The organism is Gammaproteobacteria bacterium (genome assembly GCA_022450155.1).
In the GTDB taxonomy this organism is placed as follows: Bacteria; Pseudomonadota; Gammaproteobacteria; order Arenicellales; family UBA868; genus REDSEA-S09-B13.
Genome location: JAKUQR010000003.1, coordinates 66,616 through 85,117, shown reverse-complemented (window position 1 = coordinate 85,117; position 18,502 = coordinate 66,616). Strand labels below are relative to the sequence as shown.

Below are 18,502 nucleotides of genomic sequence, written 5' to 3'. Positions count from 1 at the left end.
GTGACATCCCCAGTCGCCCTCGCTCTGTGTTCGGCCTTTCTGTTCGCCGTTGCGGTACAACTCCATAATCTGGGTCTCAGACACATTGACAGCCGACGAGGCACATTAATCTCTATTTGTTCATCGGCCGCCCTCTATTGGATGCTGTCGCCGTGGTTCCTTGAGACGTGGTACTGGTTCACAACCGGGGCTGCGCTGTTCGCCACGATCGGACTGTTTCGTCCTTTTCTCTCTGCAAATTTTGCGATGGCCGGGATTCGGTTTCTGGGCCCGACTCTGTCAACCACCCTCGCCTCTATAGCGCCACTGTTTAGTGCATTGTTTGCGATTGCCCTGCTCGAAGAATCAATGACGGCATCCCTGATGGGTGGAACCTTCGCCATCGTAACCGGCGTTGTAATCCTGACCTATCGTGGAAACACGACGTCGATGTGGCCACTGTGGGCTCTGTCGCTGCCACTGGGGGCGGCCATCCTGCGCGCGCTTGCACATGCAGTGACCAAACTGGGTTTAGATGTTGTACCGGAACCGCTGTTCGCCGGGCTTGTCGGCTACAGTGTCTCGCTTCTGGTGGGCCTGATCGTCGCATCAGTCCAACATGCACGCATCATCCCCTCTGTCCGGTGGTCACCCGGCATGGCCTGGTTCCTGATTGGAGGAATAATCAATGGTATTTCGCTGTGGTCTCTGAACACGGCACTCCAGATAGGTCAAGTCATCACTGTGGTACCGGTTGTGTCTGTATCACCTGTCATCAGCTTTCTACTTGGCTATTTTATTTTTCGCAAAGAGCGCTTCACCTCGAGAATTGTGATCGCCATCGTGCTGATCGTACCGGCCATTGTCATCATTGCCCGTTCCAACTGACCAGCAGGAGCCCCATAAACAACTATTCCACAAATCAAAAACCGGAAATTGAACCCGAGGTGCCGGTACGTTTCCCAGCCAGGTGGCTGATTCCCTGTTAGGGATGACCGAGGCGAGCGGCAGGTTTCTGCATCCGGTCTATCGAGGCAACACCCTCTACCCCATGCTAGAGATCGTTGAACTCAAAGAACAAAATACAACCGGCATCATCACGCTGCGCGCTACGATCCATAACCAGAGCGATGTTCTGATCTTTGAAGGGAGCCAACGTTACCTGATCAGAAAGCGTGTTGGCTAGTCTCCAAAATCAAACAACACCTGCAGTCCTGAACCGTTCTATCTCCTCTGCGCTGTAACCGAATTCCGCTAATACTGTGTCGGTATGTTCCCCGCGTTCAGGGGTTGGTCGGTAATCGACATCCGGTGTGCTGCTGAGATTGATCGCATTCTTCAAAACCCGGATCTCCCCCAGTTGTGGATGCTGGACTGGCTTGGCCACTCCAACATGTTCGACCTGCGGGTCTGCAAACATTTCATCGATGTCGTAGATTGGACCACTGGGTACGCCCGCATCGTTCAAGGCGTCAATCCATTCCTGGCTGGTTCGATACTGCAGATAGACGGCAAGATCCTCATTCAGTGCATCTCTGTGCTTATGCCTGGACTGCTCGGTTACGTAATTCGGATTATCAAACAGGTCATCAGCTTGCAATACACCACACAAACGCTCCCACATAGTTTCACCAGCACTGGCAATATTGATATAACCATCGGCTGTTGCAAAAACACCCGTGGGCGTACTGGTGGGGTGATTATTGCCCGCCTGAGGCGGCACCTCGCCGCCGATCAGCCAACGTGCAGCCTGAAAATCCAGCATCGCGATTTGCGCCTCCAACAGGGAAGTGTGGACCCACTGACCCTTGCCAGTTTCCTCGCGCTGAAGGAGCGCGATAAGTATACCAATAGCGGCGTACATTCCCGCTGTCAGATCAGCAATGGGCACACCCACGCGTACGGGCCCCTGACCGGGAAGCCCAGTGATTGACATCAGCCCACCCATGCCCTGGGCCACCTGATCAAAACCAGGTCTGTTTGAATAAGGGCCGGATTGTCCAAACCCAGATACACTGGCCAGAATAATGCGTGGATTGCGCTTGGCCAACGATTCATAATCGATTCCCAGTCGATGCTTAACATCGGGCCGGAAATTCTCGACCACGACATCGGCTTGATCAACCATGCGCATCAGCACATTCGTGCCCTCGGCATGCTTCAGATTTAATGTCAGACTACGCTTGTTTCGATGAATATTCTGAAAATCCGGTCCATGGCGCGCGCCACCCATACCCCCTTCAGCATTCATATGAGCCGGAGATTCGATCTTAATGACGTTTGCACCCCAGTCGGCAAGCTGCCGTACTGCGGTGGGTCCGGACCTGACCCGAGTCAAATCCAGCACAGTAAACCGAGAAAGTGGCAGCTGTTGGTGTCTGTTAGTCATATTACCCCCCCAGGCCGATCTGTTTTTCACAGAGTGCCCGGGCTACAGTTGATCAGCCGATCAAATATTGTGCCCTAAAAGCCGTGTCACTTTGAACTCATTTTGGTCGCAGCACAATCCTGTACAAGCTGGTAGATCAGAGGTTAAGGTATCTTGATCGATTTAGGAGAAACAAACTAGTGCTGGAATCTGTAGGACGGCTCACGGGTGTTCCCTGGACAAAACAGGGTCCGGCGTTCCTGGTTGGACTGGGACACGGTACTACCCATTGGATCGCTGCCTTTTTCTATCTTCTGCTGCCGTTTATTGCCAAGGATATTGGCCTGTCGTATACCGACGCCGGTCTCCTGGTTTCGATTTTTCATTTAAGTTCACTGGTCGCAAATTTTGGCAGTGGGCTGATGGTGGACATCACCGGCCGACGGATCGTGTTCCAGGTCGTATCCCTGATTTTGGGTGGTGTCGCACTGTTGGCCTTTGGCCTGGTCCGCGAGTTTCTGGTCCTGACAGTGCTGGTCATTTTGCTGGGTGCATCAAACAATTTATGGCATCCCCCGGCAATCGCATTTCTGTCGGACCATTATCCCGACAATCGCGGCTATGCATTGTCGGTCCATGCCTTGTGTGCAAACCTTGGAGACACACTCGCACCCCTTGCCGCCGGCGTACTGTTGCTCGTCCTGACCTGGCAGGGCACAGCGGTAATTGGTGCGGCACCGGTATTTCTGATCACCCTGGTGTTCGCCTTGTGTCTACTTAAAACCGACAAATCTGGCCGGACAACTCAGCATGATCGGGCTGGTTTGCGCCATTACCTGACACAGATCGGTGGGATCGCCCGCGACCGAACAGTTCTTGGACTCTGCCTCATGTCGGGTATGCGAAACATCGCCCAGAATGGCCTGTATGTCTTCCTGCCGCTTTATCTCGTCAACGAACTGGGATCAGGTCCGCTCTGGATGGGAATCACCATGAGCGCATTACAGTTGGGCGGTCTCGTAGCAGCACCAGTTGCCGGAACATGGTCGGATCGGATCGGTCGGCGGCCGGTCGTACTTGCCGGCCTCACCACGACTACGGTCGTCATCGCTGGGATTACGCTCGCCCAGAATGAAATCGTGCTTGTGGTGGCTGTTTCTCTGCTGGGATTTGCGCTGTTTGCGGTTCGGCCCGTAATACACAGCTGGATGATGGATCTCGTGCCACGTGAAATTGCAGGCAGCGCGACCAGTATCCTGTTTGGTACGCAGGCTCTGCTGACGATGATCATGATGCCTGTGGGTGGCCTAATTGCAGATCACTACGGCCTGCACATGGTTTTCTATTGTTTGGCTGGAACAATTCTACTGGCAAACCTGATCGTCTACTGGCTGCCATCGAACCAGCGTCGATGAGTGTTGAGCGGCTATTGATGCCGTCACCGCTATAATTACTATCCGATCTGCTGTAATGGTCCGTAGACTTGAGCTATCTAAGGATCCGGTCGAACTCTGATAAAGGAAACTCCACCATGCTGAAGATCCTGGGACGCAACAATTCATCCAATGTCCAGAAAACCCTATGGGCCCTGGGCGAACTCGGCTTGGAATACACGCGAGACGACATCGGCGGTCCATTTGGTGGTAACCGGGAAACGGCCTATCTGTCTATGAATCCAAACGGGCTGGTACCCACACTGATCGATGGGGATACGATACTGTGGGAATCCAATGTTATCGTCCGCTACCTGGTCCGTAAATTTACGCCAAACTCGCTGTTGCCGGACTCGTTGACCGATCTTGCACGGGCAGAACAATGGATGGACTGGCAGCAGACTGTAGTCTCTCCTGCCGTATTTCCGGTCTTCTGGGGTCTGATCAGAACCGCACCGAAAGACCGGGATCTGGATGCCATCAGAGATGGCCGAGATCGGCTGGAGCAAGTGATGACCATACTGGACCATCACCTGTCGGACTCTGCTTTCGTTGGAGGTGAGAGCTTGTCGATGGCCGACATTCCGCTGGGTATCATGGTCTATCGTTGGTTTACTCTTGATATCGAGCGCACTGAACTGCCTTCGCTTTATCGCTGGTATCAGCAGCTGGCCGATCGACCCGCCTTCAAGGACAACGTCATGATCGGGCTGACCTGACAATGATCGGCACGGTCTAGACTTACGATCAAAACCTCGGTTCACGACACTGCGGTATAACACTTGTTGAGCCCATCTTATGTTTGAACTTTTCGGTCAAAACTCGAAAGCCCGACAACTGATCAAGGACAGTCAGTCAATCATTCGAGCGGACGAGTTGACGTACGCCGACAAGCACCTGTATAAGATATCGGAAGTCGCCGGCGATTCGATCCGCCAGGCTCTGAATAGATCAGGTGCCCAGACCAAGCGGGAAAAAATACCCCGCTGGCTGAAAGAAGCCCACCGCGATGCAAGAAAGCGCAACGACCAGGCTGCGCTCAGTGGCACAACTTTGGCGATTATCTTTCTGCAAGCCCGGGAACTGGGAGATCTCGCCCAACCGGCTTCCGGTGCAATCGAAGAATTTATTGCCCGCTGGCCGGCCGACGAGAAAACAAGTGCTCAGGCCGCCAAAGAACAGACACTCGATGGATGATGGCTGCTTGGAATTCGTAACGCGATGTCTTCCTACGCCTGTAATTGCCGAGCGAGGCCTACAAAATCAGTCGCGATCACAACGAAGAGGCTGAAAACTGTAAAGCCTCAGACGGTACAACACCAATTGTCAATCTTATCCTCAGCCATCAAAACAGCCATTATCGAATGGAATATTCCGCTGAAACTGAACCCTGTATCAAGAATCAGGTAGAAGAATATTGATCAGCCTCGGGATAGGCGATTTGAAGATGCTGAAGAGGTTCGCCCATATCAAGCCAGAAACTCTGGTGGCACGATTGGGTTGAGGGTGTAAACAAAAGTTGCCGGATTTAACAGCAAAGTCATAGAATTTGGTCACGGAGGACAAAGATGACTGAATTGCTATCCGGTGTCATTAATCTGGTGCAATACCCACTGTCGGGTAATGAGTTTAGAACCCAGTGCAAGGAGAAACTGGATGAAGATGGTGTATTGGTGCTTGATGATTTTCTGACATCTTCGGCCGTTGACTCAATCAAGGGTGAAGGTATGAACAATCAGCACCTGGCTTACTTTACCGAGAAAAACCACAACATCTATCTGTCCCCCTCTGATCCAGAGTTTTCATTCGACCATCCTCGTAATCGTGAAGTGATTTCGTCGAAGGGGTGCATTACTACTGATCAGATTCCAGAAGGTTCGGCATTGCGAACGCTTTATGATGCTGTGGAATTTCGAGATTTCCTGTGCACCGTACTCGATATCGAAGAATTGCATGAATATGCTGATCCGCTGTCTTCCATCAACCTGCACTACGCCAGTAACGGGCAAGAACTGGGTTGGCATTTCGATAACTCGTCCTTTGCAATTACTTTAATGATTCAACCCCCTGAAGATGGAGGGGATTTTGAATATTTGAAGGATGTGCGCGATACCGACGCGGGTGATATGAACTATCCGCTGTCTCAAAAGATTCTTAACGGAGAGATGCCTCCTGAAAAGTTGTCTATGGATGCGGGATCACTGGTATTGTTTCGGGGGCGTAATTCAATGCACCGTGTTACGCCGGTAAAAGGAAGCCAAACCCGCATGCTGGTGGTGCTGGCATACAACACCGAACCGGGCATCTCGCTTTCAGAGTCAGCCAGATTGACATTTTACGGGCGACTTGGGTAAGCCAAAGACTAAACCAGTTTCAATCTACTCTGAAAAGTTCAAGTCAGAAAGCGTGTGAGTGCGTCTGCCACGGATGTACTTCCCCGTCTCCACACTTAGCAGATAAGTGTCCGGTCAAAATAACCCACGCCGTACACTCTTATACGGACATTGGGTTAGACTTACATGGGCACAACAATCAACTCTCAGGAAGAAAGAATATGCATGTCCAAGTCATTAACTTCAATCTAGAGGGCATTAATCGTACCGAGTATGAAGCCGTGTGTGACGAACTTGCTGGCGCTTTTGCCGAACTGCCGGGGCTTATTTCCAAACACTGGCTTGCCAATGAGGAAAACAACACGTATGGGGGCGTTTACATCTGGGAATCAAAGGATGCCTATCAAGCGTATTTGAATTCAGAACTATTTGCCGGAGTGGGAGCCAACCCAGCCTTGGCTAATATTGAATCCAAGGATTTTGAAGTGATTGAAGCACCTACGCGAGTTACTCGGGGACTCTAGTTGTTTCCGGATGAGGCTGTACGCCGAGGATATTTCACAAACCCACATTACAGTGGGCTGAAAATCTGCCTACAGTCGACAGGCTTTGTGTGAACAAATCGTGAGTGAACTTACGATTCGTCCTACTAAGAAGAAAGATTACCCAGATATCTGTGCACTACTGCGGGACGATCAACTGCCGGTGCTCGGAGTCGAGGCACAGCTTGAGCATTTTGTAATAATGGACAAAGAAGGATTAGCCACAGGTGTGGCCGGCTTAGAGATGTATTCACAATGTGCTCTGCTACGATCAGTGGCGACACACCGGGATTTCCGAAGCACTGGGATTGCGACTGGTCTGTGTCATCATCTGATGGCTCGGGCGAGGGAATCAGGGGTTAATGCGGTATACCTGCTGACCATGAGTGCGATGAACTTCTTCCAAAGGCTCGGCTTCACCGAGATCGATCGCCATGAGGCGCCAGCGCCAATTCAAATTACAGAAGAATTCACGAACCTGTGTCCTGATTTGGCGATCTGTATGAAGAAATCACTCTAAAGGCGATACGTACAATGTTCAAAGTTCGATGCCGACAATGAGAGATTCGACTCTTGAATCAAAGTCTGCGAGCGGTCACTGCCTTTGTGGCAAGGTTGAGTTCCGCGTCAATTTCCCGACCCGCTGGTGTGCCCACTGTCATTGCTCGATGTGCCAGATCGCACACGGCGCGGCCTTTGTAACTTGGGTAGGGGTGCCAAAAGATAAGTTCGAATTGATATCGGGAGAGAAGCGCCTCAGTTGGTATGCGTCCTCGGAACAAGCATCGCGGGGCTATTGCAATCGTTGCGGCACCACATTGTTCTTCCGCTCCAGTCGTTGGGGCGACGAAATACACGTCACCCTAGCTAATTTTGCACACCCGATCGACCGTTCGCCGTCAGCACATGTGTTTTTCGATAGTCACGTGGAATGGGTAAAACTTGGCGATGACCTAGTACGGTATGCCGAAGTACCCTAAGTTTCGAGATAGAGCTGGCAAAACAATAATGACTACGAGATTCGAATTGAGAGCAAGGTACATTGAAGGATAGTCCGAGCTTGATGCTGAGAAGCTGGTTTCGGCAACTTCGAACGACTGTATAGGCTCCTGACAGGAGACAAAAACAAGGGAACAAAGTAGGTCGGTGCTTCGTTTATGCCTGTAACTGCCGTGCGAGGTCCACAAAATCTGTCGCGATCACATCGAACTCGTGATCCGCTGACAAGTCAGTCGTCTGGTCTAGGCCATATTCGGCCGGTCGAGCTACAAAAGCGGTTCTGAATCCGCATTCGCTGGCTGCCAGTAAATCAGCATTGTGCGCCGCCACCAGCATGCACTGACCGGGCTCTAGATCAAGGATTTCGGCCGATCGGAGATAAACCTCGGCACATGGTTTGTACTGACCTGCGATTTCTGCGCCCAGGACCACATCCCAGGGCAACCCGGAATGCTTGGCCATGTTGACGATCAGCGAAACGTTGCCGTTCGACAGTGTGCCAATGATGTACCTTTCCTTAAGCCGTACAAGACCCTGTACAACATCAGGCCACGGATCAAGACGGTGCCAGGCCTGATTTAAGTGCACTTTCTCCGGTTCAGACAATTGATCAATCCCATACTGTTCCAGAACCCTATCCAAATTTCTACGGTGTAGCACATCGAGCCGTTCATAAGGAAGCTCGCCGGAGCGCACCTTCGACATCGACGGCTGGTAGAGACTTCGCCAAGCACTGGCAAACTCGGCACCATCGATCGAAATCTCTTTTTCATCTGCCAGCAGATTCAGTTCGCGGGCAATACTGCTTCGCCAGTCCACGACTGTCCCAAACACATCGAACGTCACCGCTTTCACTCGATCGGGGTATTCCATTCTCCCTCCATCGAAGTCGACAACCACCTGGGTCAGTTCAACAATCTGACCGGCTCACCATTCAGCCACGCACTGACATCCTCAACCACACCGCGATAACCGGTGACGTAATTCTCCCGCATGACGTACCCCGTATGCCCAGTCAACACAGCGTTGTCCAGATCTCTTAACGGATGGTTCTGAGGCAAGGGCTCGGTATCGTAAACATCGAGCCCGGCGCCGGCGATTGAACCACTCTGAAGTGCGGAAACTAAAGCGGATTCCTGGATAATTGGACCCCTGGAGGTATTCACGAGGTAGGCTGTGGGCTTCATCATCTGAAATTCAGTCGTGCCTATAAGCCCCCGAGTTCGGTCTGACAGCACCAGATGGACAGTGACAATGTCGGATGTGGCAAATAATTCTTCTCTACTGGCGCAAACGACACCACATTCCGTACAACGATCCGGGGTGAGATTAGCGCTCCACGCCTGGACGTTCATTCCAAACGCTAGCCCAACTCGTGCGACCTGAGCACCCAACTTGCCCAGACCCAGAATTCCGAGTGTGTTGTTCTGCAGTCCCGTGGATAGACTGGCTTGCCAACCGCCGCGATGCATCGACAGGTTTTCTGCCGGAATCTGCTTAACCAGTGCAAGAATCAATGCCCACGCATGTTCTGCCGCCGGATACCCCAGCATCGGCGCACCACATACATCGATACCCTGTTTGCGGGCAGCAGCCAGATCTATCGCCAGATTTCGCATCCCTGTGGTCACCAGCAGACGCAGCTTCGGTAACCGTTCCAAAACACATTGTGGAAATGGAGTTCTTTCTCGCATGGCGACGATGATGTCAAACCCGTCGAGTGCTCGTACGACCGCATCGGCATCACCCAGGTGAGTGTCAAATATCGAAATATCTGCTGACTGATCTACCTGTGACCAGTCAGCAGAATCCAGTGCAACTCCCTGGTAGTCATCCAGTATGGCCAGCTTCACTCAGTGATCTCCATCGGAATTGAATTCGATTGTCTAAAGTCGCGCCAGGAGTACTCTTTGACCTGGTTAACGACTCGTTGGTCCAGACAAGTAATTCCGGGGGAATTTGATCTAGCGCGAACGCAGCCTTGGGTCGAGCACGTCTCGCAGAGCATCACCAAACAGGTTGAACCCGAATACAGCCAGCGTGATGGCAAGCCCCGGGAAGATCGGCACCCACGGGGCACTCTCGGCAAACTCTTCGGCACCCCCCTGTAGCATCAGGCCCCAGGCCGGTGTGGGTTCCTGCACACCCATACCGAGATAGGAGAGGGATGCCTCGAGCAGAATCGCGTGGCCGACAAAGGTGGTCAGCATGATGAGATACGGTGCCATCACATTGGGCACCATGTGACGCATGATGATACGCAAGTGACCATACCCGAGCGCCCGTGCCGCATCGATGTACGGTATCTCGCGGATCGCCAGCGCACTGGAGCGGACCACCCGGGCGCACTGCGGGATAAACGGAATGGTGATCGCGATGATGACATTGACGGTTCCGGCGCCCAGGGTCGCGACCACCGCCAGTGCCAGAACGATGAGCGGAAAGGCCATCACGATGTCGACCAGGCGCTGGATGATGATGTCGAAACGGCCGCCGAAGTAGGCACTGGCAACGCCCAGGATGAGACCGCTGGTCGCGCCGACGAAAGCGGCGGTGAAGCCGACAAACAGCGCTGTCCGGGAACCATAAATGATCCGGGTCAGGATGTCGCGGCCAAAGGCATCAGTACCGAACCAGAATTTCGCATCCGGCGGCAAGAGTTGGTGCTTCCAGGAAGCTACCTCAGGATCATAAGGAGACACGAAGTTAGCAAATACCGCCGCAAGAATCATAATCACAACCACCAGGCCACCCGCAGTACCGAGCGGCTGGTGCCGGGCGGTCTCAAAGAATCGCTGGTACCACGGCTTGCGCAAGTCGCCGATTTCGATTGTCTGATCGATTGCTGCCATTGCTGTCGATTTCAGCCGTAGCGGATCCTCGGGTCGAGCCACGCGTAAAAGAGGTCAACAACAAAGTTGGTGAGCACGGCAATAAGGACAACCAGCATCACCAGCTGCTGGGTCATGGCAAAATCCTGGGCCTGCACCGATTCGACAAAAAGCTTACCGATGCCGTTCAGGTTGAATACCTGCTCGGTGACCACGAGCCCACCCATCAGGAAGGCGAACTCGATGCCGATGATCGTCAGCACAGGCAACATCGCGTTTTTCAGCGCATGCCGGTTGATGATGATTTTTTCAATCATGCCTTTTGCGCGGGCCGTGCGAATGTAATCCTCCCGCAGCACCTCCAGCAGGGCTGACCGCGTCATACGCGTGGCGACAGCTGAGTAGCGGTAGCCTGTGGCGACTGCCGGCCAGATCAGTTGTGACAGGTTTCTCAGTGGATCTTCGTATAGCGGTACATAAGTGATTGGTGGCATCCAGGGCGTACCAAAGAAATGCTGGGTCCCGATCAACAGACCCAGAATTATCAGAATACCAAGCCAAAACGACGGCATCGCAATACCGGCGATACTGAACGACCGAACCACGTAGTCGATCCAGGTGTCCTGCTTGATGGCTGAGATTGCGCCGAGGGGAATGGCGAACAGAACTGCGACCACCGTCGCCATGATCGCGACCTGCAACGAAAGGGGGAACCTGACTGCGATCTCCTCAGTGACGGGCTTGCCGGTCCACATCGAGTCACCAAGGTCCCACCTAAAATAACCCGTGACAAAGTCGACGAACTGGACAAACAAGGGCTTTGTCAGACCGAGCTTTTCACGGCACAGCTCAATCTCAGCTTCGTCTACGTAAAGTCCAGAGCCAGCAAGACGCACCTCGCAGACGTCACCTGGAATCGCCCGTAACAAAAAGAAAACCAGTATCGCCGCGCCGAGCAAGGTCGGAAGCATCAGCAACAACCGTTTGACGATGTATTTGTGCAAGGTTATTGATACAGTTAAAGGTAAACGCCCGTCGCCGGACGGCGACGGGCGTTAGTTACATTTCACGCACAACAACTTGCGTGGGATCAACCAACTCTTGGTTTTACTTATCCAGCCAAATCTGATCCAGCGACTGGTTCAGGTAGTGACTGGGCGCGATTTTCCAACCTTTCACGTACGAACGGTGTGGATTGATCTTGTACCACCACAGCGTCAGGTTAGTGCCTGCCGTATCAAACGCTTCCTTCTCGAACTCTCGCATGGTCGCACGCTGCTGTGCTGGCGTTTCAGCCTTGAGCAGTCGGTCGTAGATTGCGTCCAGTTTCGGATTGTCGCAGCCCGAGTAATGGTTGCCGGCACTGCACAGGAACTTAGTAACGTCAGCAATCGGATTCACTATTGACTGGCAGTTGAAGTCGACTGTCACATCGAAGTCCTTCTTTTTACGCAGCGTGGCATAGAACTGCGGTGAAGGCTGCACCCGCTGAATGGCCGTCAAGCCGATCTGGCGCCACTGGTCAACCAACCAGGTACCAACCACCTTGTAGGGTTGATCGACACCGCGATTGTTGAAGTCGAAACTGATGCCTTCGGCACCGGCTTCCTTCAGCAGCGCCCGCGCTTTCGCACGACTGGCCTCGATGTCCCTCGAGAAACCAATCAATCCTTCAAGCTCTTCTGCCGTCGCCGCCAGCGGATGTGATGGAAAAACAATACCGCCGACCGTCTTCACGATTGCAATATTAGAAAGATACTTGGATGCCTCGTAGCGATCCACCGCCAAGGTCAGAGCGTGACGCACGCGCTTATCATCAAACGGTTTTCGCTCAACATTGGCGGTAAACATCAGTGCACAGTTCCAGTCGCTTTCCTGTACCGTGATCTTGTCACCTAGTGCTTTGACCAGATCATCCCGAGCCTTGGGCGGAAAACCGCGGAACTCGATCGCGGCCCGGTCACCACGAATGGCCTGCAGGCGTATGGACATCTTCGGCGCGGAAATTGCCTTGAAACCGTCAAGGTAAGGCTTGCCCTCATGATGGTAATTTGGGTTGCGCTTGCCTGAGACGTGAGACCCCGCGATGTGCTCGACAAAAATGAAAGCGCCCGAGCCATTGATGTTTTTCTTGTGCCATTCGTAACCGTGGGTATCAAGGTCTTTCTTGCTGTAGATGAAATTAAACGGCATCCCCATGCTGGGAATGAACGCGCCCGACGGGAAATCCAGCGTGAACACGATGGTGTGGTCATCGGGCACCTCAATCGATTTGACCATTCTGAACATCGCCTTGCGATTGCTGGGGACACCTTCAGGCGGAAAGATGATCTTGTCGAAGGTCGCCTTGACATCGTGCGCATTCAGTGGTGTGCCATTGTGGAATTGGAGGCCCTTTCGAATTTTGAAAGTGTACTCGGTCCCTCCTTTTGCACCGGTCGGTATGCTGCCTTCGCAAACATCGCACAGAAAGTCGGTTGGATCGGCCGGGTTGTCCGGATTGACCCGGAACAGCAAACTGTAGAATGGCCGGATCGGGTGAATCATCCCGAAAGTAGACTCAATATGCCCGTCGTAGGACGGGATCTTGCTGCCCACCACGAAATTCAGAATACCCCCTTTCTTTGGAGTAGCCGCCGAGGCGGACAGCGTGCCCGCAAGCGCGAACACCACCCCGACTGCCGTCATTACGAGAGCCTTAAAAATGGATTGTTTCATGATTTAACATCCTCCTTTGTGTTTACGTCAGCTTGATAATACTTGATTCAGGCCTAAATTTGGTCAATCTTCTTATGAATCTACCAAGAAAATCCCAACTCTGGCTGGCTAGCACTGTATAACACCAGACCTTATACCTCAAACCTGGCTACAGGCGACCCGATGGCCAGGCACCACCTCACGAAATTCTGGCACCGAGACCTGGCAACTGTCCACTGCCAGTGGGCAGCGGGGATGAAAAACACATCCGCTTGGGGGATTCATCGGACTCGGGACCTCACCTTTGATAACCCTGTGCTCACGGTCCCCCTCAACCACTGGGTCTGGGATAGGTACCGCATCCAGTAGAGCGCGGGTATACGGATGTGTCGGGTTATTGAACAATTCATCACCATCAGCAAGTTCAACCAGGTTTCCCAGATACATCACCGCCACCCGATTTGAGATGTGTCGCACAACACTGAGATCATGGGCGATAAAGAGATAAGTCAGATCAAATTCTTTTCGAAGGTCCTCCAGCAGATTGATGACCTGCGCTTGGATGGAGACATCCAGAGCCGACACCGCCTCATCACAGATGATAAAGGTTGGATCCAGAGCCAGTGCTCGAGCAATACCGACACGTTGACGCTGGCCTCCACTCATCTCGTGCGGGTAACGATCGGCAAACTTAGGATCCAGTCCACAGACGGACAAAAGCTCTCTGACTCGCTCTTTTCGCTTGCTGGCGTCTGTAATAATACGGTGGACACGCATGGGTTCTTCCAACATAGTGCCGATCTTCATACGCGGGTTTAACGAGCTGTAAGGGTCCTGAAAGATGACTTGGATTTTTGCCCGCACGGGTACCAGTTCTTTCTGGCTAAGCTTCGTGAGATTTTGCCCCTCAAACATGATCTCACCTTCGGTGGCATGTTCCAGTTGCAGGATACATCGCCCGACCGTGGTCTTGCCGCAGCCAGACTCTCCCACCAGACCCAGTGTCTCCCCTCGTCTGATATCAAATGAGACACCGTCAACCGCTTTTACATGGGCGACTATCTTCTGAACGATGGCACCTTCGGTGACTGGAAAATACATCTTGAGGTCCCGCACCTGCAGGAAAGTTTCTTCAGACACACCATTGGCTGAAGGTAAGGACGAGGGCGACTGTTGAACTGTTGTCATGACGCTGCCTTGAGTTCAGAAATCTCGGAGACCCGCCAGCACGCAGCAACGTGTTCGCTGTCGACAGACTGAAGTATTGGAATTTCAGACGCACAGCGCTCCACCGCAAAACGGCATCGAGGCCTGAAGGCACACCCTGAATCTAGACGGGTCAGATCGGGGGGTTGGCCTTCGATCGGAACCAGTCGACTGCCGCGAGGCTGATCCATCCTTGGTACAGACGCCAATAGGCCGAGTGTGTAAGGATGATGCGGATCATGATATATCTGACGGGCATTACCCATTTCAACCAATTTACCGGCATACATGACGTTCACACGATCAGCATAACGAGCAACGACACCGAGGTTGTGCGTAATCACCATCAACGCGACACCCAACTCCTTAGTCAGGTCTTTCATAAGCTCCAGTATCTGAGCCTGAATCGTGACGTCAAGCGCGGTGGTTGGCTCATCAGCAATAATCAGCTTCGGCTCACAGCTCAGTGCCATAGCGATCATGACCCGCTGGCGCATGCCGCCACTCAAGTGATGCGGATACTGACTGAGACGCCGCTCAGGATCAGAGAGTCCAACCTTCGCCAACAGCTCTGTGGCTCTCTGGTGGGCCTTGTCGTTCGAGATGCCCAAGTGATGCTCCATCGTCTCGGTCAGCTGCAATCCAATAGAAAGTACCGGATTGAGCGAGGTCATCGGTTCCTGAAACACCATACTGATCTCGCGACCGCGAATCTTGCGAATCTCATCGTCACTGAGCGCAAGCAGGTCATGCCCGGAAAAATGAATGCTGCCACCGATAATCTTACCGGGTGGCCAGGGAATCAAACGCAGGATCGACAGCGCACTGACCGATTTACCGCAACCCGACTCTCCCACCACAGCCACAGTCTCTCCCTCGTCAATATCAAAGGAAACATCGTCTACCGCCTGAACGGTACCCGCACTGGTAAAGAATTGCGTCGTCAGGTTTTTAACTTCAAGTAGCTTCGCCATGGTAGGTCAAGCTCCCGCGCTCAGCACCAGCGCTTCCGCGGGACCTTACTCTCCTCCTGTGTATCTTACATATCTTAAGGGAATGTCTAGATGGGAAATCCAATTGGAAATTTGCCGTACCTGGCTCAATCATAACACTGCTGAATCCGCACAGTGAAATTCGGATACGCCGCGTAATCTTAACGTTGTATTTCGATAATCAGTCTAAGTCGATTTCAGTCTTGACTGAGCCAGGCCTTCTCAAATGCCCAGACCTTGTCAAATCCCATAAGTTGATTAAAGGCCTGAAATTCATAAAGCGGCGTATCCAGGCTTTCTGTGGAACCGGTGGTTTTGATGTGCGCATAGACCGATTCCACTGCTGCACCCATGGCCAGAAACGCACTGCCGGGAAAAATCGCCAGTTGATAACCCAGGTCGGCAAGCTCTTTTTCTGAAAGTAGCGGTGTACTGCCACCGACAACAATATTTGCCAACAACGGTTTGTCGATTCTGCGCCCGATCTCGGCCATCTCGTCGACCGACTCCGGTGACTCAATGAAAATAATATCGGCGCCAGCATCGGCAAAGGCCTGGCCCCTGCGTATTGCTTCCTCGATTCCCAGCCCGGTGCGGGAGTCAGTCCGCGCGATGACGAGAAAATCTTCTGATCCTCTGGCGTTGAGCGCCACTTTGATCTTACTCACCATGTCTTCCACAGGGATGACTTTACGATTCGGCGTGTGCCCACACTTTTTAGGTGAGACCTGATCCTCGAGTTGTATAGCGCAGGCGCCCGCACGTTCATAACCGCGCACGGTATGGTCGACATTCAGCAGACCTCCATACCCGGTGTCACCGTCTGCAATCACTGGGGTAGAAGTTGCCGAAGCAATCCGATCTACACGCTCGACCATATCGCTATAACCGGCGAGTCCTGCATCGGGCAAACCCAGAGAAGATGCAACAACACCATAACCTGTCATATACAACGCCGGGAATTCAAAACGGTCTGCGATTCGGGCGGAAATAAGATCAAATACACCGGGTGCGCAGATGAACTCACCCTGCTCTAAACGTCTTCGGAGATCTCTTTTCTTAATATCCATCATTGGTCAACCCTTTATAAATGTCTGGCACCCTAGCCAAGTTTCGTATCCAGGTGGGCTCAATCCCACGTGACTTGAGACGAGCCCCCAAAATCCGATACGTTATACCCTTAGCAACAACTTTCCCAGCGTCCCGCGCGACTCGAGCCGCGCATGAGCCTCTGCAAACGCGGAAAGCTCAAATACTTGGTCGATTGTGACGGACAGTGTCCCATTGCCAACGGCTCCAAACAGATCCGTACATCGACCTTGGATCTCGACTTGATCGGCCATATAGTGTGCCAGATGGGGGCGGGTAAAAAACACACTGCCCGCGTCGGCCAATGCCAGTGGACTGACTGTTTCAACCAGACCGGAACTCCCACCGTAGTTGACACACGTGCCACGCCGCTTGAGACAACGGATACTCGACGCTATCGTCTGCTTGCCGACCGCATCGTAGACCACATCCACACCTTGACCTTTTGTCACAGACTGCACGGCTTCGAAAAAGTCTACTTCCCGGTACAACACAGCGTGATCTGCCCCGAGGCGCTTCACAATTTCAGCTTTCTCTGGCGTGCCCACCGTTGTAATGACCTGTGCACCGCGTTTTCCGGCCAGTTGAACCAACAGCTGACCCACGCCACCTGCCCCAGCATGGACCAGGCACCAGTCACCTGTCGACAACGAAAATAAAGAATGCGTCAGGTAATGTGCCGTACAACCCTGCAGCATCAGTGCCACGCCGGTGTTTGAATCAATATCAGGCGGTACAACCACCAGCTGCCAGGCAGGGACCACGGCGTACTCGGCATAGCTACCACGGCTCAGACAGTAAGCAACACGGTCACCCGCCTGCAGCCTGGTATCTCCATTTGCGTCGGCCACCGTGCCCACCGCCTCCATACCCAGCGTAAATGGCAGAGCTGAACCATAGGTGGAAGACTGCTGATAGTGTCCTTCCCGCATGTAAATATCGATGAAATTGACGCCTGCTGATTCGATTCTGACCAATACCTCGCCATCACCCAGGGTCGGAATATCTACATCGACCAGCGACAGCGCGTCGGATCCACCATAGTGCTGAAGCTGTACTGCCTTCACGCTGTTGACCACAAGAAAAGACAGTCTACAAACCCTGCCAGATATGTTCTGGTTACGATCAATGTACCAACTGCGAATCAGATGACACGACTGACGACCGGGAAGTAGCTGTCATGAAAGCCAGCGTCTATCGCCTGTCTGAAGCGATCTCGCACAACCTGTGCACCTGGTGCCTCAAAGCCGACATCGCGGGCCAGTTCGAGCGCATAGTCCAGGTCTTTCATCGCGTAGGCTGTACTGAACGCATCGTGTGGGAACTTATCCAGTAACATTGCTTTCATACCATGATTGCGCAACGCAAAGCTATCCGCTGAACCCTTTGACAACGCAGAAAACATTACCGCAGGATCGATTCCTGCACCGCGCCCGATAGCCAGGGCCTCAGCTAGGGCAGAAACAGTCTGGAACAGCACCATGTTGTTCATAATCTTGACCAGCTGTCCCGAGCCAACAGTGCCACAGTGAGTAATCTCTTCACCCATCATTCTCAGCAGCGGTTCAAGCGCATTGAATACCCTTGATTCGGCACCCACCATAATACTCAATGTTCCAGCCTCGGCGGCCGCGCGGGTTCTTGCAACGGGTGCATCGGAAAATAGGACGTCATGCCCTTTGAAGCGACTATCGAGTTCACGCGTCAATGTCACCGGCGATGTGCCCAGATCAACCACTATGGCACCCGAATTCAGCACCGTAATCAGGCCCGTATTTCCCAAACAGACCTCCTGAACCGCCTCACCGTCTGGCAGGGACAGAAATACGACGTCCGAATCAGCCATCTCTGCAAGTGAGGCTGCACGACTGACCCCGACCATACTCAGCCGTGTTAAAGGTTCTTCACGCCTGTCGAACGCTACGATTTTAACCCCTGACTTGGTTGAAAGGTTCCGACACATGGGCTCACCCATTACACCCAGACCGATAAAACCAATATTCTGCTGCTTATTCATTAATAGATCCCATTAA

At 52.8% G+C, this 18,502-nt stretch carries 20 protein-coding genes; 9 read left to right on the top strand and 11 right to left on the bottom strand.

Annotated elements, in window-relative coordinates:
- Both MK323_02035 and MK323_02030 read left to right on the top strand, forming a co-directional pair.
- The gene (locus tag MK323_02035; GenBank protein ID MCH2480938.1) at positions 1-867 is read left to right on the top strand and encodes a DMT family transporter; all 867 of its coding nucleotides are present in this window, start codon (positions 1-3) and stop codon (positions 865-867) included.
- 82 nt (positions 868-949) lie between these two features.
- A complete protein-coding gene (locus MK323_02030; GenBank protein MCH2480937.1) occupies positions 950-1,165 on the top strand; it encodes a hypothetical protein in 216 nt (71 codons plus the stop codon).
- Positions 1,166-1,174: 9 nt separating this feature from the next.
- Here the strand turns inward: MK323_02030 and MK323_02025 are convergent, their stop codons facing one another.
- On the bottom strand, positions 1,175-2,368 hold the full coding sequence (locus MK323_02025; protein MCH2480936.1) for a CoA transferase: 1,194 nt from the start codon (positions 2,366-2,368) through the stop codon (positions 1,175-1,177).
- A 179-nt stretch (positions 2,369-2,547) separates the two neighbouring features.
- Between MK323_02025 and MK323_02020 the strand changes: the two genes are divergently transcribed.
- The 7 genes from MK323_02020 to MK323_01990 all read left to right on the top strand — a co-directional run bounded on the left by MK323_02020 (position 2,548) and on the right by MK323_01990 (position 7,635).
- Positions 2,548-3,762: an MFS transporter gene (locus tag MK323_02020; protein ID MCH2480935.1), complete on the top strand. Its 1,215-nt coding sequence runs from the start codon at positions 2,548-2,550 to the stop codon at positions 3,760-3,762.
- 116 nt (positions 3,763-3,878) lie between these two features.
- Positions 3,879-4,499, top strand: a complete 621-nt coding sequence (locus MK323_02015; GenBank protein MCH2480934.1) for a glutathione S-transferase family protein — start codon at positions 3,879-3,881, stop codon at positions 4,497-4,499.
- A gap of 79 nt (positions 4,500-4,578) precedes the next feature.
- The gene (locus MK323_02010; protein ID MCH2480933.1) at positions 4,579-4,977 is read left to right on the top strand and encodes a hypothetical protein; all 399 of its coding nucleotides are present in this window, start codon (positions 4,579-4,581) and stop codon (positions 4,975-4,977) included.
- 371 nt (positions 4,978-5,348) lie between these two features.
- Positions 5,349-6,134 carry a 2OG-Fe(II) oxygenase gene (locus tag MK323_02005; protein ID MCH2480932.1) on the top strand — a complete coding sequence of 262 codons (786 nt, stop codon included), beginning with the start codon at positions 5,349-5,351 and terminating at the stop codon, positions 6,132-6,134.
- Positions 6,135-6,334: 200 nt separating this feature from the next.
- The gene (locus MK323_02000; GenBank protein MCH2480931.1) at positions 6,335-6,637 is read left to right on the top strand and encodes a YdhR family protein; all 303 of its coding nucleotides are present in this window, start codon (positions 6,335-6,337) and stop codon (positions 6,635-6,637) included.
- A gap of 100 nt (positions 6,638-6,737) precedes the next feature.
- Complete coding sequence (arsN2, locus tag MK323_01995; protein ID MCH2480930.1) at positions 6,738-7,175, top strand: arsenic resistance N-acetyltransferase ArsN2; 438 nt, start codon at positions 6,738-6,740, stop codon at positions 7,173-7,175.
- A gap of 28 nt (positions 7,176-7,203) precedes the next feature.
- On the top strand, positions 7,204-7,635 hold the full coding sequence (locus tag MK323_01990; protein ID MCH2480929.1) for a GFA family protein: 432 nt from the start codon (positions 7,204-7,206) through the stop codon (positions 7,633-7,635).
- A 175-nt stretch (positions 7,636-7,810) separates the two neighbouring features.
- Here the strand turns inward: MK323_01990 and MK323_01985 are convergent, their stop codons facing one another.
- The 10 genes from MK323_01985 to MK323_01940 all read right to left on the bottom strand — a co-directional run bounded on the left by MK323_01985 (position 7,811) and on the right by MK323_01940 (position 18,486).
- Positions 7,811-8,527, bottom strand: a complete 717-nt coding sequence (locus tag MK323_01985; GenBank protein MCH2480928.1) for a haloacid dehalogenase type II — start codon at positions 8,525-8,527, stop codon at positions 7,811-7,813.
- Positions 8,528-8,559: 32 nt separating this feature from the next.
- On the bottom strand, positions 8,560-9,507 hold the full coding sequence (locus MK323_01980) for a D-2-hydroxyacid dehydrogenase family protein (protein ID MCH2480927.1): 948 nt from the start codon (positions 9,505-9,507) through the stop codon (positions 8,560-8,562).
- Between the two features lie 111 nt (positions 9,508-9,618).
- Positions 9,619-10,548 carry an ABC transporter permease gene (locus MK323_01975; GenBank protein ID MCH2480926.1) on the bottom strand — a complete coding sequence of 310 codons (930 nt, stop codon included), beginning with the start codon at positions 10,546-10,548 and terminating at the stop codon, positions 9,619-9,621.
- Positions 10,518-11,456: an ABC transporter permease gene (locus MK323_01970; protein ID MCH2480925.1), complete on the bottom strand. Its 939-nt coding sequence runs from the start codon at positions 11,454-11,456 to the stop codon at positions 10,518-10,520. The genes MK323_01975 and MK323_01970 overlap by 31 nt, the downstream gene beginning before the upstream one ends.
- A gap of 136 nt (positions 11,457-11,592) precedes the next feature.
- Positions 11,593-13,203, bottom strand: coding sequence for an ABC transporter substrate-binding protein (locus MK323_01965; GenBank protein ID MCH2480924.1), 1,611 nt, complete (start codon positions 13,201-13,203; stop codon positions 11,593-11,595).
- A gap of 138 nt (positions 13,204-13,341) precedes the next feature.
- Positions 13,342-14,370 carry an ATP-binding cassette domain-containing protein gene (locus MK323_01960; GenBank protein MCH2480923.1) on the bottom strand — a complete coding sequence of 343 codons (1,029 nt, stop codon included), beginning with the start codon at positions 14,368-14,370 and terminating at the stop codon, positions 13,342-13,344.
- The gene (locus tag MK323_01955) at positions 14,367-15,362 is read right to left on the bottom strand and encodes an ABC transporter ATP-binding protein (protein MCH2480922.1); all 996 of its coding nucleotides are present in this window, start codon (positions 15,360-15,362) and stop codon (positions 14,367-14,369) included. The genes MK323_01960 and MK323_01955 overlap by 4 nt, the downstream gene beginning before the upstream one ends.
- A 215-nt stretch (positions 15,363-15,577) precedes the next feature.
- Positions 15,578-16,450, bottom strand: coding sequence for an isocitrate lyase/PEP mutase family protein (locus tag MK323_01950; GenBank protein MCH2480921.1), 873 nt, complete (start codon positions 16,448-16,450; stop codon positions 15,578-15,580).
- A 102-nt stretch (positions 16,451-16,552) separates the two neighbouring features.
- Positions 16,553-17,548, bottom strand: a complete 996-nt coding sequence (locus MK323_01945; GenBank protein ID MCH2480920.1) for a quinone oxidoreductase — start codon at positions 17,546-17,548, stop codon at positions 16,553-16,555.
- Between the two features lie 65 nt (positions 17,549-17,613).
- Positions 17,614-18,486 (bottom strand): NAD(P)-dependent oxidoreductase, encoded by an 873-nt coding sequence (locus tag MK323_01940; protein MCH2480919.1) that lies wholly within the window; start codon positions 18,484-18,486, stop codon positions 17,614-17,616.
- Positions 18,487-18,502: the final 16 nt, after the last annotated feature.